Here is a 20,905-nt window from a genome sequence, read left to right as displayed (position 1 = left end):
GCGGCCATGAACCAGGCCGCGCTGCAACTCAACATTGAGGCCTACGACGCCTCAATACCGAAGCCGATGGGCCGTAACTCTGCGGGCGAAGGCTTTCTGCGCGGCTGGCTGGCCCATGCCGACGTGGAGCGCTTTCACTTCTGGAACGTGCAGAATCTGGACCGGCCCTCGCTCGAAGCACTGCTTGATCGCCTGGGCCCAGTGGATCGCCCGGTCACCTGGATATCCCGCGGCGAGCGTGAGAGCCTCGCGGCGGCTGGCGCTGTCTATATCCCCACGCCTGAACTCAGAGGCGAAGCATGGGCCCGCCTCGCGTTCGGCGGCCAAGCCTACTCCCTGACCGGCGTTACCCACACGATCGCAGAGACCTACATTCTCGAAGAGATCGCCGGGATGTTGACGGCGCCCCTTGAGCCTTGGGATGCCCTGATCTGCACTTCCGAGTCCGGGCGCAAGGCGGTTGAATCTTTGTTGGCCGGCGTGGCCGCCTATATCCAGGAACGGTTCGACGCGGCGCGCATTCCCCCCGCCCAACTGGTCACCATCCCGTTGGGCGTCCACACGGCGGACTTCATCAGGGATCCGGAGGCTCGGGCGGGCTGGCGCGAGCGTTTCGACATCCCGCCCGATGCGCCGGTGGCGCTGCACATGGGTCGGTTCAGCACCGAAACCAAAATGCATCCGGGCCCGATGGGCCTCGCCCTCCAGATCGCCGCCGAACGCTTGGGCAAGCCGGTTTACTGGATATGGTTCGGCGGGGCGCGAAGAACCGAGGACGCCAAGGCTTTCGAGGCGGCGGCCCGCGCCTTCTGCCCCGATGTCGAGATCCGCATCGCACCCGACACAACGGCCGCAACTCGCGACTCGATTCTCTCGGCGGCCGATGTCTTCCTGTCGCTCTCCGACAATATTCAGGAGACGTTTGGTCTGACGCCGGTTGAAGCGATGGCGGCTGGTCTGCCCTGCGTGGTCAGCGACTGGGATGGCTATCGCGACACTGTCCGCCACGGCGTTGACGGCTTCCGCATCCGCACCACAGCGCCGCGCCCCGGGCTGGGGGGCGACCTCGCCTATGCCTACGCCCAGCGGGCGATATCGTACGATACCTATGCGGGCGCGGCCGCGCGCCTGACCAGTATCGACGTCTATGAGGCGGCGGAGGCCTTGACCGCTCTATTCGCCGACCCGGACCTCCGCGCCAGGCTTGGGGCGTCAGCCCAGGCCCGCGCCCGCGAATCGTTCGATTGGCGCGTCGTGATTCCCCAGTATCAGGCGCTGTGGACAGAGCTTGCACGTCGTAGAAGCGCCGCCGCGCGACAGCCATCCATGGAGAACCCCTATCGTCCGGATCCCTTTCGGATGTTCGCGGGCTATCCCAGCGCTGCGCTTAAGCCTTCCGACATCGTCTCCCTGACCAGACCCTTCACGCTCGCCACAATGACCGATCACCTCGCGCGTCCCGGCGTCGACGACCCCGCGGCTCGTCTGCCCGACGCCGCCGAACGCGCGGCGATTCTGTCCCTGCTGTCTGTTGGCCCCCGCACCGTCGGCGCCTTGCTGGCAGAGACTTCGCCGGATCGGCGCCCCTTTATCGAGCGTGGTCTTGTCTGGATGGCCAAGTTCGGCGTGTTGCGTCTCAACTCACGCTCAACACGTACTTAGGGCATGGCAAATGCATCGTTCAGGTACCGTTCAACAGTCCCGTGTGCTATTGTTCGGACCTGCGCGAACACGACCCAGGCTCTCCAGACGGGATTAGAGACATGCGTCAGATTTTGATCGGCTTGGCCCTCGCGGTCACCATGGGTGGCGCTGCATCCGCCGCCGACTACATTGTCGTCAACTCCAGCGATCCAGCCATTAAGCGCGGACAGTCTTTGGACGCTGGCGATCGCGTGGCGCTGGGCGCCGGCAAGACGATAACCCTCATGCGGCCGACCGGCGAGGTGACCACGCTCCGCGGCTCGGCCAACGGCGTGACAGTGCCTGGCGCCCGCGTAGCGGCGGCGGATGCGGCCCGGTTCGAAACCCTGCGCGCGCTGATCCAGCCTCCGCCGGAAGGCCGCACCTTCGGGGCGCGCCGGGGCGGCATCTGCCCGGCCCTGGAGAGTCTCACCACCCTGGACGACATCGTCCGCACCGCAGAGTCGAGCGGCTGCAAGACCGTGGCCCGTCAGGCGCTAGACGCATACCTCGCCAAGAGCGACACGCCTCAGGCCAACTGACACCCCGCAGTTTCAGAAAACTTTGGGCCGGCCGGGGCAACCCGCGCCGGTCCTTCTCGTTTGGGCGTGATCGACACACCGACAGCATTGGTAGGCCGGCTGGGACTCGAACCCAGGACCATTCGATTAAAAGTCGAATGCTCTACCACTGAGCTACCGGCCCGCGACGCGTTCCGCGAAGCGGCGCGGAAACTAGATTGCATCAGAGGAAAGTGAAAGCCGGTTTCCGCTGTGGGTCTTAACTCCGCCGCACAGCGACGTATGGTGGCGGCATGCGCACCACGGCTATTCGACCTCGACCTGGCATCTTGATTGCGCTTGCGGCGTGCGTCCTCGCGGCCGGCCCGGCTTGGGGGCAGACCCGCCCCGCGCCCGCCAAGGCGCCGCCGCCCAAGGCTGCAGCCCCGCCTGCAAAACCCATCGAGCCGGTCCGCACATCGGATCAAGCCAAGCGGGACAGCGTGGAAGGCGTCGTTACGGCCCCATTGCGCGACCTGAACATGGTCCGCACCGATGTGCCGGAAGTCCTGCGTGAAGCGCTCGCCAACCCTTACGCCAAACCGCCGGCCCGCTGGCGCTGCCCCCAGCTCGCCGCGCTGGTCAAGCCCCTAGACGAAGCCCTGGGTCCCGACATCGATCGTCTGCCGCCGGGCGATGAGAATCTGATGGATCGCGGCAAGTCCACGGCGCTGGGTGCGGCGGCGGATCTGGCCTCCGGCGCAATTCCCTTCCGGGGCGTGGTGCGCAAGCTCTCGGGCGCCGAGAACCACGACAAGTTCGTCCAGTCCGCGATCATCGCGGGCAATGTACGACGCGCCTATCTCAAGGGTCTGGGCGAGGCGCGAGGCTGCCCCGCGCCGGCCACCCCGTCTACGGAGCGCCGACTCGCCGCGCAGGCCGCCCCAGCACCTCCCGCGGCGAAGGCGGGGCCTACGCCGAAGTTCCCGGTTCGGGCCGAACCTGCCGCGCCGCGAACGACCGGCGGAACGCCTCAGACCGCCCCTCGGCGATAGCCGTGCGAAGGGCCGCCATCAGGGTCTCAAAGAACGCGACGTTGTGCCAGGACAGGAGCACCTGCCCCAGGATCTCCTCCGACTTCACCAAGTGATGGAGGTAGGCCTTGGAGTAGTCACGGCTAGCCGGAATGATGCTCTGGGGGTCGAGCGGGCTGTCGTCCTCGGCGAACCGCGCATTTTTCAGATTGATCGGACCATCCCAGGTCCAGGCTTGGCCATGGCGGCCAGACCGCGTCGGGAGCACGCAGTCGAACATGTCCACCCCGCGCAGCACCGCCTCGACAATGTCGATCGGCTTGCCGACCCCCATTAGATAGCGCGGCCGCCCTGCCGGCAGCATCGCGGGTGCGAAATCCAGCACCTCGACCATCGCCTGGTGCCCCTCGCCAACTGCAAGGCCCCCGATGGCGTAGCCGTCAAACCCGATCTCCATCAGTCGGTCGGCCGACTCCCGCCGCAGCGCCTCGTCCAGCCCCCCCTGCTGGATACCGAACAACGCCTGGTTCTCTCGATCGCCGAAAGCCGCCCGGCAGCGCGCGCCCCAACGGGCTGAGCGCCGCATGGCGTCGGCGGCCCGCTCCGGGCTCGCCGGCAGCGCCACCAGTTCATCCAACTGCATCACAATGTCGGAACCCAGAAGATCGGCCTGGATTTCCATCGAGCGCTCCGGCGATAGCACATGCCGCGAGCCGTCGATGTGACTCTGGAAGGTGACCGCCTCTTCCGTCACCTTTGCGATCTTCGAGAGCGACATGACCTGGAAGCCACCGGAATCGGTCAGGATCGGTCGCGGCCAGTGCATGAACTGGTGCAGCCCGCCAAGTCGCTTCACCCGCTCAGCCGTGGGGCGAAGCATGAGGTGATAGGTGTTTCCCAAGAGGATATCGGCGCCGGCCTCGGCCACCTGATCCACCGTCAACGCCTTCACCGTCGCCGCCGTGCCCACCGGCATGAAGGCCGGCGTTCGGATCGCCCCGCGAGAGGTTTCGATCACTCCTGTGCGGGCCTTGCCGTCGGTCGCATCGATCCGGAACGGGAAGGAGGCCATCAGTCGGCCCGCCACAGCAGGCTGGAGTCACCGTAGGAATAAAATCGATACCCGTCGGCGATGGCATGAGCATAGGCTCCGCGCATGGTATCCACGCCCGCAAACGCCGAGACCAGCATCACCAGAGTCGACTTGGGCAGGTGGAAATTTGTCATCAGTCCGTCGGCCGCGCGGAACCGATAGCCCGGTGTGATGAAGATCGCGGTCTCATCCTGGAATGGTCGGATCATGCCCGCCTCGTCCACTGCGCTCTCCAGCAGCCGCAGGGAGGTGGTGCCGACGCAGATGATCCGCCCACCCGCCGCCCGCGCAGAGTTCAGCCGATCTGCGGTCGCCTCATCGATATCTCCCCACTCGGCGTGCATTCGGTGATCGGCGATGTTGTCCACCTTCACGGGCAGGAAGGTTCCGGCGCCCACATGCAGCGTCACCCGCTCGATCCGAACGCCCAGCACCTCCAGGCGCGCCATCAGCTCCGGCGTGAAGTGCAGCCCCGCCGTGGGCGCGGCCACCGAGCCCTCTTCGTGGGCGTAGACGGTCTGATAGTCTTCCCGGTCACGCGCGTCCTCGCCCCGCTTCGCCGCGATGTAGGGCGGAAGCGGCATCTCGCCAGCCTCGGCGATAGCAGCCATAAGGTCCGGCCCCCGTCTGTCGAACATCAGGCTGACCTCTCCGCCCTCGCCCTTGGCCACGATCCGCGCCGACAGTCCGGCACCGAATGTGACCACATCCCCCACCGCCAGCCGTTTTCCGGGGCGCATGAAGGCGGTCCAGCGGTCGGGCGCCGTCTCTCTATGCAAAGTCGCCTCGACTTTTACTCGGGACTCGCCGCGCGTTCGCTCACCCTTTAGCCGGGCCGGAATCACCCGGGTGTCGTTGACCACAAGCACATCGCCTGCCCGGAGTTCGCCCGGCAGGTCGCGGGCGATCAGGTCTCGAAACGGCTGGCCCGGAGCCACCACCAGCATCCGCGCGGAATCGCGCGGATTCGCCGGCCGCAAGGCGATCCGGTCGTCGGGAAGGTAGAAATCGAAATCAGCGAGCTTCATGAAAGGCGGGTCTGACACACGCGGCGACGGCGGCGTCAAGCGTTGGAGAGCCCGCGTGGGAAGGAAGCGACAGCGACGACTAGGCGGTTGGCGTGGCATCGGCGTCCTGCTGCTGCTGCTCGCCGCGGCGGGTCATCTGGGTCAGATGCACCCCTGGCTCGACATCCCCAGTCATCTCGCGCCGATCTGGCTTGGCGCAGGGCTGGCTCTTGGCGGGGCCGCATTGCTGACCGGCCGACGGGTGGCGGTGGGTTTAGGGCTCGCGAGCGCACTCTCTGCGAGTCTGCTGATGGCTCCGGAACTCCAAAGGCCGGAACCAACGTCGACGGCCGCTGCGACGCCCGGCGCGATCAAGGTGATTCAGCTCAACGCCTATCGCCGCAATACGGACGAAGCGCTGGTGTTGGACTGGGTTCAGCGCGAGGCCCCAGACATCCTGACAATCGCTGAAGCCTCAAAGGGTTTGCGGGACGCCCTGCGTCGTCGCGGATGGCGCACGGCGGGCGCGCACGGTCCGTTAGTGATCTTCACTCGGGATCGCTACCTCTACATGACGCGGCCCAAACTGCCGCCCGGGGCCCAGTTGACCTTCGTCAACGCAACTTACGGCACCGCGACGGGCCCCGCCGAAGTGTTCACCACCCATCTGGAATGGCCGACCAGCCGGAACTACCAGAGCCAGCTCGCTGATCTGCGTCGCGTGACGGCCGCCCGGCCCCGCGACCGCATGATTCTCACTGGCGACCTCAACACCACGCCCTGGTCCGCGGCTATGCGCGCGCTCGATCGCGACCTCAGCCTCACGCGTCGAGACCGAGCCCTCGCAACCTGGCCCGCCCGCATAATGGGCCAGCGCTGGCCCTGGCCGATCCTGCCCATAGATCACGTCTACGCGGGGCCCGGTTGGCGCACGCTCAGCGTCACCCGAGGTCCCTACGTCGGCTCGGATCACTATCCGGTCGTAGTGGTTCTGGCGCCCGCCCGCTCCTAGGCGTCTGCGGCGACCTTCATAGAAACAATCTTGCCCGGGCTGCGCGGCGGCTCGCCCTTGGGCAGCGCGTCGATGTGCTCCATGCCCTCGGTCACCTCACCCCAGACGGTGTACTGGCCGTCGAGAAAGCGGGCGTCGTCGAAGCAGATGAAGAACTGGCTATTGGCCGAATTGGGGTTGGCGGTCCGCGCCATCGAGCAGACCCCGCGTACATGCGGCTCACGGCTAAACTCCGCCGGGATGTTCGGCCGGCTCGACCCGCCCGAGCCGGTGCCGGTGGGATCGCCGCCCTGGGCCATGAAGCCCGAAATCACGCGGTGGAACACCACGCCGTCATAGAACCCCTCCCGCGCCAGCCCCTTGATCTGGTCCACGTGTTGGGGCGCCAGGTCCGGCCGCAGGCGTACTGTCACCGCGCCGCTCTCCAGCGTCATCACGAGTGTGTTTTCGGCATCCATCTCACTTCACCTCGACAGGAATGTTGATATCGCAGGCTGAGAAGTTCGCCCCGCCGGCGGCGCGCGCCCGGGCGATCTCGGCCTTGAACCAGGGCCCAGCGGGATCGATCACCCGCACCTTCGGCCGCTCGGCCTCGGGAATGTCGGCCAGCACCCGCACCCGCTCCATCTTGTCCTGCGGCTCGGGCACGGGCTCGCCGATCTTGATGGCGCGCACCACGTCGAGGCCGGAGATCACGCGGCCCCAGGCCGAATAACGCCGCTCGAGCCGGGGAAAGGTCTGCCGCATCAGGAAGAACTGACTGTTGGCCGAATTCTCGTCCTCTCCGCGCGCCGCGCCCGCCACGCCTGGGCAATAGAGCGCGTAACCTGAGACCTTCCCGTCCCGGGTCATGGGAGCCAGCATCATCGACTGGGTTGAAACCGGCAGCGACTTGATGAAGCCCACCTCAGCCACGCTCTGGTCCACGGCCAGTGCGAATGGCGTTTCCGGCCCGCGCCGGAACTGAAACTCGGCCGGCAAATCCGGTTTGGACGAACTGCCTGTACCGCGGTTTTCCGGGTCGCCGGTCTGGGCCATGAAGTCGTCGATGACGCGGAAGAAGGTCAGTCCGTTGAACAGGCCCTCTCGGGTCAGCTCCCGCATGCGCGTCGCATAGAGAGGCGCCGTCTCCGGCGTCATCTCCACCAGGATGCGGCCCTTGTTGGTGTCGATCACCAGTACATCGTCCGCCTTTGGCGTGCGCCAGTCGGCCGCTGTCGGCGCCGGCTGGGCCAGCGCGGGGGCCGCGAACAGCCAGGCCGCAAGCGCGGTGGAGATCACTCGAAACCTCATGGGCGGCTCTCGTAACGGCCCTGCGGCCATCTGCCTATAGGTGTCCGACCTTGGCCAGCAGCCGACCCATCACATAGGGGCTGACCAGTTGGCTCACGTCGCCGCCAAGAGTGGCGATCTCCTTCACCAGCCGCGAGGCGATAGCCAGGTGCGCCGGGTCGGCCATGAAGAACACCGTCTCGATCTCGCGGTCGAGCAGCTGGTTCATCGCCGTCATCTGGAACTCAAATTCGAAGTCAGATACGGCCCGCAGACCGCGCACCACCACATTAGCGCCGACCTTCCGGGCGAATTCCACCGTCAGGCCCTCGAACGGCTCGACGATGATTTCGGCCTTCTCGCGCAACGGCTCCAGCGCCTGTTCGACCAGCTCAACCCGTTCTTCCAGAGTGAACAACGGCCCCTTGCCGGCGTTGATCGCCACACCGATCACCAGCTTGTCCACCAGCTTGACCGTGCGGGCCATCACATCCGTGTGGCCATTGTGGATAGGGTCGAACGTGCCTGGATAGAGGCCGACGCGCTTCATTGTCCGAACGATCCCCCCGACTGTCGCCTTCGCCTTTCGCCGCCAAGGCGCGCGCTGGCAAGGGAAAAGTCGGTTCAGCAGCGGTCGAAGCCGGCCCGTTGAGATTCTTTTTCGACACCCCCATTCGGGGGACGCGCAGATCTCGGCTTCCGCCCATTCAGATTGGCTAAAGGCGCCGCGTGCGGCGGCGCCGGGATTGGGAGTGAGCCATGGCCGTTTTGAGCTACAGCGCCAACAACAGCACCGTAACATTCGGGGATCTCGCGCGCCTGACGATCGGCGCCACCCAGATCGTGGCGAGCAACGCCACCACACTGGCGCTCCGGGCCCAGGTGTCCGGCACGATCAACGGCACGCTCGACATCGTCTATGGCGGCAACTTCACCACACTGGCCGGCGTGCCCATCGGCGGGGCGTTCACCAGCCTGCGCGTCGACCTCAACGGTCAGACCCTGATGTCGCTCTCCGACTTCTCGATCCCCTTCGGCTCAGGCCCGCCGGACTTCTCCAACCTGCAGACCTTCCTGGGTGGCAACGACGTTATCACTGGCGGCGCGCTCAACGACCTACTGGAAGGCTTCGCCGGAACGGATTCACTTTCCGGCGGCGGCGGCATCGACATCATGAACGGCAACATCGGTGACGACACGCTTAGCGGCGGCGACGGTTTCGACATCGTGCGCGGCGGCCGTGACAATGACAGCCTCTCTGGCGGCGCTGGCAACGACTTCATGTCCGGTGACCGGGGCAATGACACTGTCAGCGGCGGCGCCGGCGCCGACACCTTCCACATCTTCTCCGGCGCGGGCATCGACCGGATCATCGATTTCAACCGCGCCGAAGGTGACCGGGTCTTCGTCCTGGGCGCCTACACCGTCAGTCAAGTCGGCTCCGACGTGGTGATCGACCTGGGCTCTGGAACCCAGATGATCCTCGTCGGCGTGCAGCAGACCAGCCTGACGGGCGACTGGATCTTTTGAGTCACTTCAGGCGTCTGGCGTGTCGCCAGGCGCCTCGCCATTCTCGTCTGCACCCGCGTCGGCCAGCCGCTCGACACCGACCACGTGCTCTTCATCGCTCGTGCGGAAGATGATCACGCCCGACGTGTTGCGACCCACCATCCGCACCTGGCTCACGGGCGTACGGATCAGTTGGCCCTGATCGGTGACCAGGAGGATTTCGTCGCTCTCCTCGACGGGGAACGACGCAGCCAGCCGGCCACCCTTCTTGGTCAGGTCCTGGGCCAGCAGGCCCTGTCCGCCGCGCCCGGTGCGGCGGAACTCATAGGCTGAGGTGCGCTTACCATAGCCTTCCGTCGAGACCGTCAGGATCACCTCTTCGGCCGCGCCCAGTTCGGCGATGCGTTCTGGCGTCAGACTGGCCTGAGCATCAGCAGACTCACTGTCGTCTTCTTCATGCGGCGCCGCCTCCTCAACTTCATCGGTCTCGCCGATGGCGCGGCGCATGGCGTTGGCGTGCTTCACATAGGCCGCGCGCTCGTCCGGCGTGGCGGCGACGGCCCGTAGGATCGCCATTGAGATCACGCTGTCGCCCTCGGCCAGGCGTATGCCTCGCACTCCGGTGGAGTCCCGGCCCGCGAACACTCGCACATCATCTGTCGCGAAGCGGATGCAGCGCCCCAGCGCCGTCGTCAGCAGGATGTCGTTCTCGCCCGCGCTGCAGACGCCGACACCAATGATCTGGTCGCCTTCATCCAGCTTCATGGCGATCTTGCCGTTGCGCTTAATGCCGATGAAGTCCGACAGCTTGTTGCGCCGCACCCCGCCCGAGCGGGTCGCGAACATCACATCCACCCGGTCCCAGGTCGCCTCATCCTCCGGCAGCGGCAGGATCGAGGTGATGGTCTCGCCAGGCTCGATCGGCAGCAAGTTCACAAACGCCTTGCCCCGACTGGTCGGCGTGCCCACCGGCAGACGCCACACTTTGAGCTGATAGGCCTTGCCGCCGCTCGAGAAGAACAGCATCGGCGTATGCGTGTTGGCCGAGAAGACGCGGGTCACCGCATCCTCGTCCTTGGTCGCCATGCCCGAGCGGCCCTTCCCGCCCCGATGCTGGGTCCGATAGATGCTGAGGGGCGTGCGCTTCACATAACCGCCGTGAGTCACGGTGATCACCATGTCCTCGCGCGCGATCAGATCTTCATCCTCGACGTCGGCGTCGCCGTCGACGATTTCGGTGCGGCGCGGCACGGCGAAGGCGTCCTTCACCGCCACCAGTTCCTCACGAACGATGCCCATGACCCGGTCGCGCGAGCTCAGAATCTCCAGATGCCCCTTAATCGCTCCGGCCAGTTCGCCGGCTTCGGCGAAGATCTCCTCTCGGCCCAGGCCGGTCAGCCGCGAAAGGGTCAGGCCCAGAATGGCGCGCGCCTGTTCGTCGGTCAGTCGGATCTTGTTTTCATCCACGATGACCGTGCGCGGATCGGCGATCAGTTCCACAAGCGGCAGCATGTCGCCGGCAGGCCAGTCGCGGCTGATGATCCGCTCGCGCGCCTCGGTCGGGTCCTTGGACGAGCGGATAATGACGATGAATTCGTCAATATTGGCCACCGCCACCGCCAGGCCAACCAGCACATGGCCCCGGTCCCGCGCCTTGCTGAGTTCAAACTTCACCCGCCGGACGACGACCTCCTCGCGGAAGGCGACGAAAGCCGAGATCATTTCGCGCAGGCCCATCTGCTCCGGCCGGCCGCGGTTCAGCGCCAGCATGTTGACCCCGAACGAGGTCTGCAGCGGTGTGAAACGATAAAGCTGGTTCAGGATGACATCCGCCGCCGCATCGCGCTTCATCTCGATGACGATGCGCATGCCCTGTCGGTCGCTCTCGTCGCGCAGGTCCGAGATGCCCTCGACCCGCTTCTCGCGCACCAGCTCGGCGATCCGCTCGACCAGCGCCGACTTGTTCAGCTGATAGGGGATCGAAGTGATGATGATCGCCTCGCGATCCTTGCGGATCTCTTCGACCGTCGCCTCGCCGCGCATGATCACCGAGCCGCGACCGGTCATCAGCGCCTGCCGCGCGCCGGTGCGGCCGATGATCTGACCGCCTGTGGGGAAGTCGGGCCCCGGCACGATGTCCAGCAGGGCGTCCAGCGCGATCTCGGGATCGTCCACATAGGCCAGGCAGGCGTCCACCACCTCGCCCAGATTGTGAGGCGGAATGTTTGTGGCCATGCCCACGGCGATACCGCCGGCGCCGTTCACCAACAGGTTGGGAATGCGGCTCGGCAGCACCAGCGGCTCATGCTCTGAGCCGTCGTAGTTGTCCTTGAAGTCGACCGTATCCTTGTCGAGATCGGCGAGGATCGCCATCGAGGCGCGTGTCAGGCGGCTCTCTGTATATCGCATGGCCGCTGGCGGGTCGTTGTCCACCGAGCCGAAATTGCCCTGCCCGTCGATCAACAACAGACTCATCGAGAACGGCTGCGCCATCCGCACCAGGGTGTCGTAGATCGCGAGGTCGCCATGCGGGTGATATTTGCCCATCACGTCGCCGACGATACGCGCCGACTTCACATAGGCGCGGTCCGGCGTGTGGTTGTTCTCGCTCATCGAGAACAGGATGCGGCGGTGAACCGGCTTCAGCCCGTCGCGCACATCCGGCAGCGCCCGGCTGACAATCACGCTCATGGCGTAGTCGAGATAGCTGCGCTTCAGCTCGTCTTCGATGGAGATAGGGGCGATGGCCCCGCGCCCGTTCTCGGGAGGGGTGGTGTCGGTGGTGTCGGTCAAGGGGAGAGGTCGTCCTTCGAATCGGACCGTTAGGCGTTGCGTGTTGATACCATCCCCGCCGGTTGGCCGCCATCTCGCGCGTGCGTACGCGCACGCGCGCGAGGTCACTTGGTGACGTTCGGACAGAGGCTCGCTAAAAGCTTCCCATGCCGCTTCCTTCAGGCCAGCCGGTCCCCTGGTTCACCGCGCCCAGTCCTTCGAACCGCGAGTTCGTTTTCGACAGCGCCGCCGGGCGATACGTATTGTTGCTGTTCCTGCCTCAGGACGCCGAAGCGCGCGTCGCCGCCCTCCGTTTCCTGTCTGAGCGTCAGAGGATGTTCGACGACACCCGCGCTACGGCGCTCGTTATCCTGAGGCGGCCGGACGACGTCGCTGGAGTGCGTGACGTCCAGGGCCTACGCTGGCTGGCTGATCGAAGCGGAATGATCAGCGACCGCTTCGGTCCCGAGCCCAACTGGACCCTCCTCGATCCCACTTTGCGCGTGATAGAGACCGCGTCGATCGAGGCCCCGGAACCCCTCTTCTCCCGACTCGCCGCGCTGCCGCCGCCGGGCGACCACGCGGGCGTCCCGCTGCACGCGCCGGTATTGATCGCCCCACGCATATTCGAGCCTGAGTTCTGCCGCGCCCTGTTGGATCTGTTCCAAGCCGATGGCGGCCAGTTCACCGGCGTCATGCGCGACGCGGGCGACCGCACCGAGGCCGTGATGGATGAGCTCAAGACCCGGCGCGACATCCTGGTCCGCGACCCGGAGTTGGAGACCGCCATAAGGCAGCGCCTGGAGCGCCGCTTGTTTCCTATGATCGCCACCGCCTTCAGCTTCCAAGTCTCACGGATCGAGCGCTATCTCATCGCCTGTTACGATGCCGCAGACCGGGCACGTTTCGCGCCACACCGAGACTCGACCACCCTGGCCACCGCCCACCGCCGCTTCGCCTGCTCGATCAACCTCAATGACGAGTTCCAAGGCGGCGATCTTCGGTTTCCGGAGTACGGTCCGACCTCCTATCGCCCACCATTGGGCGGCGCGGTGGTTTTTTCGTGCGCCATGCAACATGAGGCGATGCCGGTAACTTCTGGCGTTCGCTACGCTTTTCTCCCCTTCTTCTTCGACGAAAAGGCCCAGGCGACGTTAGACGCCTACAATACGCGCGTGGCCAGAGGAGTGTCGGCATGACGGGCCGCTGGACCCTCCCTCCCCTCAGTGAAGGCGAACTGGCGCCGGAGTTCATGGCTCCAACCCGCGCCAACCCGAGGTTCCATTTCAACACCGTGGCCGGGCGTTATGTGCTGCTGGGCTTCCTGCCGCCGGCAGGACCGGCGCGTAAGGCGGCGCTAGCGGACATCGCAGCGCACCGGGCCCGATTCAACGACCGCGACCTCACGGGGTTTCTGATAGTCGCTGACGCCGACTTCGAAGTCTCGCCGCCCGATCTCATCCCGGGCCTACGCGTCTTCCTGGACCCCGCGCGCGAAGTACGCGACGCCTATGGGGTGGAGACCGGCTGGTTCCTGCTCGACCCGGGGCTGAGGGTGATGGTTCGCGCACCGCTAGATGTTGCGGAACCCCTGTTTCAGAGGCTGGCGACCCTGCCGCCGCCTGGCGCCCATGCCGGTGTGCCGCTTGTGGCGCCGGTGCTGGTGGTCCCGCGGGTCTTCACGCCTGACCTGTGCCGACGGCTCATCGCGTACTACGACGCCGAGGGCGGCAAGGCCTCGGGCGTCATGCGCGACATCGAAGGGCGCACCGTCGGTGTGCTGGACCCCATGAAGAGCCGCAAGGACGTGACGGTCGTCGCGCCCGAACTGAAATCCGAGATCATCGGCGCACTGCAGACGTGTCTCCTACCGATGATCGCCCGCACCTACCATTTTTCGGCCACGCGGCTCGAACGCTACTTGATCGCCTGTTACGACGCCCAGGAAGGCGGATACTTCCGCCCACATCGCGATAACCTCTCGATGGGCACCGCGCATCGAAAGTTTGCGGTCTCGATCAACCTCAACGCCGAAGACTTCGAGGGCGGCGACCTGCGGTTCCCCGAATTCGGACCCCGCACCTATCGCCCCCCCACCGGCGGCGCGGTGGTTTTCGCCTGCGGACTGCTGCACGAAGCCACGCCGGTCACGCGGGGCCGGCGTTATGCGGTTCTGCCCTTCCTCTATGACGAAGCCGGCGAAGAGATACGCGTCCGCAACCGCCACCTGCTCGACGCCTGAGTTTTCCCGCCTTCAGAATGGGATTTCGTCATCCAGGCTTGCCGAGAAGTCCTCGCGCGGGCCCGAGCTCGGCGTGCGCGCGGCACCGCCGCTGAAGCCGCCACGTTCGTATCCGCCACCGCCGACGTCGCGATCCCCCTCGCCGGCGCGGCCGTCGAGCATGGTCAGTTCGCCCCGGAACTTCTGCAGCACGATTTCGGTGGAGAACTTCTCCTGACCCGACTGATCCGCCCACTTCCGGGTCTGAATCGAGCCCTCGACATAGACCTTCGAGCCTTTGCGGAGGTAGCTCTCGCAGACCTTCACGATGTTCTCGTTGAACACCACCACCCGGTGCCACTCCGTCTTTTCCTTGCGCTCGCCGCTGGTGCGATCCCGCCAGGTTTCTGAGGTAGCGATGCGGAGATTGGCGACCCGATCACCAGACCCGAGACTGCGGATCTCCGGGTCAGCGCCCAGATTGCCGATAAGAATGACCTTGTTGACGCTGCCCGCCATCGTTCCGTCCTTGGCTTCCGTGGAATGCGGGCCGTCGGCCCTATGGGGAAGCTAGACCGCGCATCACCAAGCGACAAGCAAAAAGTTCTTCATTTGTTCACATCGATAGCCCACCGTCCACAGGAGACTTCGTCTAACGGGCCGGCATTGCGCCCGGGATCGCCAGTCGGCCATCTCCGGTACGCACCAGGGCCACATAGCGGGGCCCCTCCAGCGAGGTCGAGGTAAGCACGCCCTCCCTCTGCAGGAACAGGAAATTGGCCTGATAGGCGCCGTAGATCTCCTGCTGACTGCCGCCCATCCGCAGGAACTTGATCCGCATCGCCTCAAGATTCGCCGCGCAGACCTCCAGGTTTTTTGCCTCGACAAGGCGATTGAATTTCATCGAACCATCCGCCTGCGGCACGACATGGAAGCAGATGCCCGTATCGCCCGGCGGGGTCGTTTTCTCGCTGCAGGCCGATACAAGCGTGGCGGCGAGGATCAAGAGCGTGGGTCGGATCATGATCCGAGTTTACCAGCCCGATCAGAGCGGCGGAATGGCGCAATCGGGGCCTTGAGGCGCCAGAGTGCGGAAGCTGCGATTGTCGTCAGAGATTTCCACCCGCCCCGGGACGAGCCGCAGGGTCCGCTCGCCGTGCCGACCATAGCTCGCCTCGCCGGCCCGGGCGCAGCGACCGGCGAAAAGGGCCTGAACGCAGGAGTCGAGATCAAGATCCGCCGCCGCCTCTCGCCAGCGCCCGCCGCCGTACCGCAGGCACCGGGCATAGGTCGAGGCGCCATCGTCGGCGGGCGGCAGAGCGCTCTCCGGCTCGATTGGCGCCGCTTCCACCGGGGCCTCCAGGGGCGGCAGGGGAGTCAGCATCGGACCGGCCGTCTCGCTGGCGGCCAGCGCTCCCGTTTCATCGAGGCCCACGTCCAACGCATCGGTCGCCACGCCGTTGCGGCGCGCACAATCGGCCAAGGTCAACTCACCCACGAACTGTCCACCGACAAAGCACCGCAATGGCTTTGCCGTGTCGATACGCGGATCCTCCGCCGCGGTCGTGTCGATCACAAGCCCGCCTTCCGCGGCCGGCGGCGGTCCGGGATCAGGACGGTCACCAGAGGTCAGGAGCCAGGCGATCCCGAGCCCCGCGCTCAATGCAATGACGCCACCGACCAGGACCAGCCGCAGCGGCCGGTGCGGCGCCTGTTGAGGCGGCGGCTGGGGTTCTTCCATGATGCTTGGCTAAAGACCCCCCGCGAGGGTGGCAAGCCCTACCCGCCCAGGCGCGCAAGCGCGGCCTGATAGTTGGCGATCTGATCTGTCATGTACTTGGGCACCGGCCCAGAGGCCGCCGCCTGGGCGGCGGCCTGCTGACTGCGGGGCGTCGCCGCCGTAACGAGATCCTTGTAGGCCTTGCGTATCACCCCCATCGCCGCAGCGACCTCGGCCGCAGCATGCTTGATCTCACCATCGGTCGAGAGGTTCAGACCGGCGGGGAGACCGAGGCCATAGATCTGCGGCTTGCCGTCGGCGGGCCTAGTCCCATTGTCGGTCACCACGGTCCCGCGCACCACCCCGGCAGGTACGCCCAGCAACTCCAGAGCGTCGCGCCCTGCGCTGCCAGCCGAAAACTCGATGACCGACCGCTGAATCTGAGGGCTGATGCTGAGTTTTCTTACGCCCTCTGAAGAGGTGATCGTCACCTTGGCGTTGAAGCCGGACGCGCGACGAATCTTCTGCGCCAGGGTCTCAAGGGTTTCGTTCAGTTCGATGGTAACATTGGTCGTGCGACCACTCCCGGCCCGCACCCCGAACTGATCCCCAGGCCGAAGTCCAGAGGCGGAAACCAGCTTCTGCGAGTCCCTGAAATCCAGCGCGCCGAGCGGCAAACCCAATCGGTCCAGCGACGTCGACCCGGTCGGATCAACGCTGATAGCGCCGGGCGTGGCATAGCCTTCCTTGCCTGTGAAGCGCCGAGACCAGGCCACCGCGCCCGCGTTGACATCCAGCCGCGTCAGGAATCCGTCCTTGGTCCCAACGGAAGGCTGGCCGGGCAGATCCGCGCCGGCCGACCCCGCGATCCAGACTTGTCCGCCCGTGACCGCAAGGCCGCTTGCGCGGTCATCGCCTGTACCGCCGTAGAAGGCGATCCTGCCGCCGGCCGATAGATCAGCCGCCATCCTCGCCGCGAACGCGTCCACGCCGCCGGCGTGCGCCCGCGTCACCGCCCCGCCTGTCAGCCCGGCATTGGCCGTCGAACCCGCCAGCACAAGCTCGCCACCGTCCAGCGCCAGACCGGTGATGTCGCCGCCCTGCAGGTCGCCCAGATCCCGGGTCGAGGTCAGCACAGGCGCGGCGCCTGAAACATCGTAGCGACGCAAAACCGCGCGGCCATTTTCGACGCTGGCGGTCACCAGCGAGCCGCCGTCCATAACCATGCCGGCGGGCCGGTCCGCGCCCGCTGTGCCGAACATCTCGCTGAATCGCGAGCTGACCTGCCCCTGTGAGTTTGGCGGTCCGAAGCCCTGGATATAGCCGTCCCAGTCACCGAGCGCACTCGCGCCTGGCAGCGCCGACTTAGCCCGGCCCGCCACATAGACCGACCCATCGGGGCCAAAGGCGATCTGGCTGGCCTCGTCCGCCAGGCGCGCGCCCCGACGCTGCGTCCAAAGTTCTTCTCCGTCCGCATTGAAAACCGTGACAAAACTGTCGGCTTGGCCAGCGAAGGCCCCGGCCACGCCGGAGTTCACCGCGCCCTCGACCGCGCCGCTCAGCCCGCCTGAAACCGAACCGGCGATCGCGACCTTGCCATCGACATTCACCGCCAGCGCCAGGCCCGTCGCACTGGCCGAAGCGCCCAGGGTGCGGCTGAACACTAGGTTGCCCGCCGTGTCGTACTTCAGTAACGCCACGTCCTGGGTGCCCCGGATCGCCTGACCGGCCGTCTTGTCGGTCACGTCAGCCAGCACATAGACCGAGCCATCCGGTCCTGTCTGGGTAGCCCGAACCGTCTTCACCTCGGCCCCCAGTGTGCGGGCGAAGGTGCGTCCGTCCACCCAATTGGCCTCGTCCGCTCCCTGTACGGGCGCCTCAACGCCGACCGTGTCGGTCTGAAACTTCAGGATCTGCTGGCGCACCACGCCATCGGCGGTGTCGGCCTTGCCGTCCGGATTTGGATTGCCGACGGACTGCGCCAGATAGACCGAGCCTGCGTTCGCGGGCGCACTAAAGCTCACAGACTCACCGTTGGTTTTCACTTTCAACGCCCATTGGTCAGGCTGTTTGCCCAGGCTGACGGTCTTGCCGCCCACCGTGGTGGTCTTGTCCTGTCCGGGGATGCGTACGGTGGCGAGCCGGGTGTCCACTCCGGCGGCGGCCAGCTTGTCGTTCACATGGTTGACCACATTGGCCATGGAACGCGTCGTCGCGCCCATGTCCGCCAGGTTGATGTTGATGTCATAGGTCACGCCCGATCGCGTCACCGCCATCGAGAACCGCACATCGCCTTGAAAACGCACCACCGAATCAGCACTCGATCCGCTGCTGAGCGGGCGGGTCACGTACTCCGTCTTGGTCGCCGCAACCGGCGCATTGGTCTTTACACTTGACGCCGCCTCGCCCTGGGTCAGGCGCACGGTCTCCAACTTGGCGGTCTTCACATATTCGCCAACCTCGGCCATTCCGCGGCCAAAGGCCTGCTGGAATCGCATCCGTTCAACGCTGGTCAGCCCCCGCTTCTGGACTTCGCTGGCAAGGTCACCAAGCACCGACAGGCCCTGATAGAGCGCGAACAGCTTACGATAGTCGGCGCTGGCGCCCGGTAGATCCAGCTGCGCCGAACTTTCGTTCACCAACCGCTGCCCCTGCAGCGCCGCCTTGACCGCCGCGGAGGTCTCGGCCGGCGTGACCGTGCGGGTCCAGGGCGCGCTGGGCGCCACTTTTTTCGTGGGTGTGTTTGATCGCGTCCCCGTCGCACCCGATCGCGCGCCGTAGAGACTCAACAGCAGATTGGAATCAATCCCCGTGACCATCGGCCGACCCTACGCGCACGCGGTTTACGTCCCGCTAAGAGAGCACAAGGTTTCAGCTTAACGGCGCCAGTCTCATCGGCGCCCAAAATGGCAATCCCGCAACGTGGTCGGACTGAAGAAGGCGTACGACATTGCGTGCGCGCCCATCGAAGGCGAGACCCTCAGATGACCAGATGAAGGGGCTTATCTGAACCCTAAGCCGCTACTGCCGGAACAGCTGCAGGATGATCTGCGGCGCAGAGTTGGCAATCGAGAGCGCCTGGGCGCCCAGCTGCTGCTGCACTTGTAGGGCCTGCAGTCTCGCGCTCTCCTTGGCCAGATCCGCATCCACTAGGTTGCCAACCCCGGCCTCCAGCACGTCTGTCAGCTTGCTGACGAAACCGAGGTGACCCTCGACTTGTTTGCCTTGCGAGCCCAGATTGCCTAGCGCTTGGTTCACAAAACCGATCGAATTGTTGAGCGCAGTAAGGACCGACGTCGCCAAAGTCACTGTCGTGATCGAGGCCGCCGCGGCGATGGTAATGATTGAGCCGCCGAGCGACATGTTCTGGGTAGTCAGCGTTATCCGCGTGGTGGCCTCGGCGTTGGCCAGGAACTGGATGTTGGCGCCCACGCCGCCATTCAGCAAATTCGCGCCGTCGAATGAGGCGTTGCCCACTACCTGAGTGATCTGGCGCAGGATCGCCTTGAAGTCGCTGTCGAGCGCGGTCCGCGACTGCGCGTCCAGCGAAGTATCCATGGCGGCCACCACCTTGGACTTGAGCTCTACAAGCAGGTCCGAGATCGTCTCGCCGGCGGTCATGGTCACTTCAGCGATCGACTGCGCCCGCTCCAAACTCATCCGCACCGCGCCAAGGGCGCCGATGTCGGCCCGTTGCCCCTGCGCGATGGCCCAGACCGCAGCGTTGTCCTTGGCATTGGCGATCTTCAGGCCGGTGTTCACCCGGTTCTGCGTATCCGCCAACGCATCATTGGTCTTGTTCAAGTTTTGCAGCGCGGTCAGCGCAGACTTGTTGGTGTTGACGCTGATCGTCATGTCGCCCTCCTGGCGGCCCCGATCAGCTGCGACTCGCAATCTGACCGTGCAGGGCAAGCTAGGAAAACGTGGTGAGCGGAAGGTTAACGCCACAACGGCTCAAGTCGCCGCCGGGTCGGCCCGGGGCGATTAATAAAATCAGGCCCAGGGGTCTTGCGACCCCCAAGTTTCAGGACCTCAGACGTCGGCGCTAAAGACCGTGCCCGCGGCGTAGTCAGCCAGGCCTCGCATCCGGAGCACTTCAGCCCTCGGAAGCTGCAGCACGACCTCTCCGGTCAGGCGATTGACGGTCTTGTAGACGAAGTCTCCGGTCTGACTGTCCTTCTCGATGACCAGCCGCATCGCCCCCGGCTCTGGTCCTTGCGGCACGGGCGCGGGCGCCGGCGCCGGCGCACGGGGCGGCGGCGAGGCGACGGGGGCAAGGACCGGATCCCTGGCGGCGGCGACGGCCGCGACCTTGGTGTCCATTGGCGTACTCATTGAACTGGCTAGAGAGTCGTCCGCGGCAGGGGCGGTGCGGACGGACCTTGCGATCCGCCCGCGCCACCACCGCCTGGCCCGGGCCGCACCCGCGCGAACGCCGGCGCGACCCGAAAGCCGTTAGCGGAACAGGCCCAGCAGGATCGAAGTCGACTGGTTGGCGATCGAGAGCGCCTGCACGCCCAGCTGCTGCTTGGTCTGCAGAGCCTGGAGCTTGGCGCTTTCCTTAGCCAGGTCGGCGTCGACCAGGTTGCCGATACCGGCGTCGATCGAGTCCTGGAGCTTGTTGATGAACTCCATGTGGGACCCCAGCGACTTCGAACCGGTGCCCAGCCTGCTGAGCGCAGTCGAGACGTTGGTGATCGATGTGTTCACCGTCGCGATCATGGCGGTCGCGAGGGTCATCGTACCGATTGAGCCCGTCGCAGCGACCGTGACGTTCGCGCCGCCCAAAGCGAGCGACTGAGCAGCCACAGTGATCTTCGAGGATGCATCGGCGTTGGCGAGTGCGGCGATGGTGGTGCCGCTCGCCTTGACCATGTTGATGCCGTTGAAGTCGGCATTGCTCACAGCCTTGGCCAACTGGTCGCGCAGCGCCTTGAAGTCTTCGTTCAGGGCCGTACGGCTGTTGGCGTCGAGCGAAGCATCGGCCGCCGCCAGAGTCTTTTCCTTCATCTGAAGGAGCAGGTCCGACACGGTTTCGCCGGCCGAGATGGCCACGTCCACCGTTGATTGGCCGCGCTGCAG

Annotated in this window: 20 protein-coding genes and 1 tRNA gene; 7 read left to right on the top strand and 14 right to left on the bottom strand. The window is 65.7% G+C overall.

Annotated elements, in window-relative coordinates; translation table 11 throughout:
- The first annotated feature begins 6 nt into the window (after nt 1-6).
- Together ACIQ3R_RS01770 and ACIQ3R_RS01765 are read left to right on the top strand one after the other, a co-directional pair.
- The gene (locus tag ACIQ3R_RS01770) at nt 7-1,662 is read left to right on the top strand and encodes a glycosyltransferase family 4 protein (RefSeq protein WP_397414397.1); all 1,656 of its coding nucleotides are present in this window, start codon (nt 7-9) and stop codon (nt 1,660-1,662) included.
- Nucleotides 1,663-1,763: 101 nt separating this feature from the next.
- Nucleotides 1,764-2,225 carry a hypothetical protein gene (locus ACIQ3R_RS01765; protein WP_397414394.1) on the top strand — a complete coding sequence of 154 codons (462 nt, stop codon included), beginning with the start codon at nt 1,764-1,766 and terminating at the stop codon, nt 2,223-2,225.
- An 88-nt stretch (nt 2,226-2,313) separates the two neighbouring features.
- On the opposite strand, the gene ACIQ3R_RS01760 is transcribed toward ACIQ3R_RS01765, so the two are convergent.
- Nucleotides 2,314-2,388, bottom strand: a tRNA-Lys gene (locus ACIQ3R_RS01760).
- A gap of 109 nt (nt 2,389-2,497) precedes the next feature.
- On the opposite strand from ACIQ3R_RS01760, the gene ACIQ3R_RS01755 reads away from it, so the two are divergent.
- The gene (locus tag ACIQ3R_RS01755; RefSeq protein ID WP_397414392.1) at nt 2,498-3,238 is read left to right on the top strand and encodes a hypothetical protein; all 741 of its coding nucleotides are present in this window, start codon (nt 2,498-2,500) and stop codon (nt 3,236-3,238) included.
- Here the strand turns inward: ACIQ3R_RS01755 and tgt are convergent.
- Nucleotides 3,156-4,289, bottom strand: coding sequence for a tRNA guanosine(34) transglycosylase Tgt (tgt, locus tag ACIQ3R_RS01750; protein ID WP_397414390.1), 1,134 nt, complete (start codon nt 4,287-4,289; stop codon nt 3,156-3,158). The genes ACIQ3R_RS01755 and tgt overlap by 83 nt on opposite strands.
- Nucleotides 4,289-5,338, bottom strand: coding sequence for a tRNA preQ1(34) S-adenosylmethionine ribosyltransferase-isomerase QueA (queA, locus tag ACIQ3R_RS01745; protein ID WP_397414387.1), 1,050 nt, complete (start codon nt 5,336-5,338; stop codon nt 4,289-4,291). Before queA ends, tgt begins: the two co-directional genes overlap by 1 nt.
- Before the next feature lie 55 nt (nt 5,339-5,393).
- On the opposite strand from queA, the gene ACIQ3R_RS01740 reads away from it, so the two are divergent.
- Entirely contained in the window at nt 5,394-6,329 is a 936-nt protein-coding gene (locus tag ACIQ3R_RS01740) for an endonuclease/exonuclease/phosphatase family protein (RefSeq protein WP_397414384.1), read from the top strand.
- Here the strand turns inward: ACIQ3R_RS01740 and ACIQ3R_RS01735 are convergent.
- From ACIQ3R_RS01735 to coaD, 3 genes are read right to left on the bottom strand one after another with little or no spacing between them, the layout of a single operon-like run.
- Nucleotides 6,326-6,787, bottom strand: coding sequence for a peptidylprolyl isomerase (locus tag ACIQ3R_RS01735; protein WP_397414381.1), 462 nt, complete (start codon nt 6,785-6,787; stop codon nt 6,326-6,328). The genes ACIQ3R_RS01740 and ACIQ3R_RS01735 overlap by 4 nt on opposite strands.
- A gap of 1 nt (nt 6,788) precedes the next feature.
- Nucleotides 6,789-7,622 carry a peptidylprolyl isomerase gene (locus ACIQ3R_RS01730; RefSeq protein WP_397414379.1) on the bottom strand — a complete coding sequence of 278 codons (834 nt, stop codon included), beginning with the start codon at nt 7,620-7,622 and terminating at the stop codon, nt 6,789-6,791.
- 34 nt (nt 7,623-7,656) lie between these two features.
- Nucleotides 7,657-8,151, bottom strand: a complete 495-nt coding sequence (gene coaD, locus ACIQ3R_RS01725; RefSeq protein ID WP_397414377.1) for a pantetheine-phosphate adenylyltransferase — start codon at nt 8,149-8,151, stop codon at nt 7,657-7,659.
- A gap of 209 nt (nt 8,152-8,360) precedes the next feature.
- Between coaD and ACIQ3R_RS01720 the strand changes: the two genes are divergently transcribed.
- Entirely contained in the window at nt 8,361-9,131 is a 771-nt protein-coding gene (locus ACIQ3R_RS01720; protein WP_397414375.1) for a calcium-binding protein, read from the top strand.
- A 6-nt stretch (nt 9,132-9,137) separates the two neighbouring features.
- Here the strand turns inward: ACIQ3R_RS01720 and gyrA are convergent, their stop codons facing one another.
- Nucleotides 9,138-11,903, bottom strand: a complete 2,766-nt coding sequence (gene gyrA, locus ACIQ3R_RS01715; RefSeq protein WP_397414373.1) for a DNA gyrase subunit A — start codon at nt 11,901-11,903, stop codon at nt 9,138-9,140.
- A gap of 146 nt (nt 11,904-12,049) precedes the next feature.
- Between gyrA and ACIQ3R_RS01710 the strand changes: the two genes are divergently transcribed.
- Together ACIQ3R_RS01710 and ACIQ3R_RS01705 are read left to right on the top strand one after the other, a co-directional pair.
- Complete coding sequence (locus ACIQ3R_RS01710) at nt 12,050-13,081, top strand: 2OG-Fe(II) oxygenase (RefSeq protein ID WP_397414371.1); 1,032 nt, start codon at nt 12,050-12,052, stop codon at nt 13,079-13,081.
- Entirely contained in the window at nt 13,078-14,124 is a 1,047-nt protein-coding gene (locus ACIQ3R_RS01705; RefSeq protein WP_397414368.1) for a 2OG-Fe(II) oxygenase, read from the top strand. The genes ACIQ3R_RS01710 and ACIQ3R_RS01705 overlap by 4 nt, the downstream gene beginning before the upstream one ends.
- 12 nt (nt 14,125-14,136) lie before the next feature.
- On the opposite strand, the gene ssb is transcribed toward ACIQ3R_RS01705, so the two are convergent.
- The 7 genes from ssb to ACIQ3R_RS01670 form a co-directional block, all read right to left on the bottom strand.
- Nucleotides 14,137-14,622 (bottom strand): single-stranded DNA-binding protein, encoded by a 486-nt coding sequence (gene ssb, locus ACIQ3R_RS01700; protein WP_397414365.1) that lies wholly within the window; start codon nt 14,620-14,622, stop codon nt 14,137-14,139.
- 133 nt (nt 14,623-14,755) lie between these two features.
- The gene (locus ACIQ3R_RS01695) at nt 14,756-15,127 is read right to left on the bottom strand and encodes a hypothetical protein (RefSeq protein WP_397414363.1); all 372 of its coding nucleotides are present in this window, start codon (nt 15,125-15,127) and stop codon (nt 14,756-14,758) included.
- A gap of 21 nt (nt 15,128-15,148) precedes the next feature.
- Nucleotides 15,149-15,844, bottom strand: a complete 696-nt coding sequence (locus ACIQ3R_RS01690) for a hypothetical protein (protein ID WP_397414361.1) — start codon at nt 15,842-15,844, stop codon at nt 15,149-15,151.
- Between the two features lie 38 nt (nt 15,845-15,882).
- Nucleotides 15,883-18,642 (bottom strand): hypothetical protein, encoded by a 2,760-nt coding sequence (locus ACIQ3R_RS01685; protein WP_397414359.1) that lies wholly within the window; start codon nt 18,640-18,642, stop codon nt 15,883-15,885.
- A 202-nt stretch (nt 18,643-18,844) separates the two neighbouring features.
- Nucleotides 18,845-19,678: a flagellin gene (locus ACIQ3R_RS01680; protein ID WP_397414357.1), complete on the bottom strand. Its 834-nt coding sequence runs from the start codon at nt 19,676-19,678 to the stop codon at nt 18,845-18,847.
- A gap of 177 nt (nt 19,679-19,855) precedes the next feature.
- Entirely contained in the window at nt 19,856-20,146 is a 291-nt protein-coding gene (locus ACIQ3R_RS01675) for a hypothetical protein (RefSeq protein ID WP_397414355.1), read from the bottom strand.
- 132 nt (nt 20,147-20,278) lie between these two features.
- The coding region (locus ACIQ3R_RS01670) for a flagellin (protein WP_397414353.1) at nt 20,279-20,905 on the bottom strand (627 nt) is incomplete at its 5' end.

The sequence above is a fragment of the Phenylobacterium sp. genome (assembly GCF_044371015.1).
Lineage (GTDB): Bacteria > Pseudomonadota > Alphaproteobacteria > Caulobacterales > Caulobacteraceae > Phenylobacterium.
This window is presented reverse-complemented; position numbering and strand designations above follow the sequence as displayed.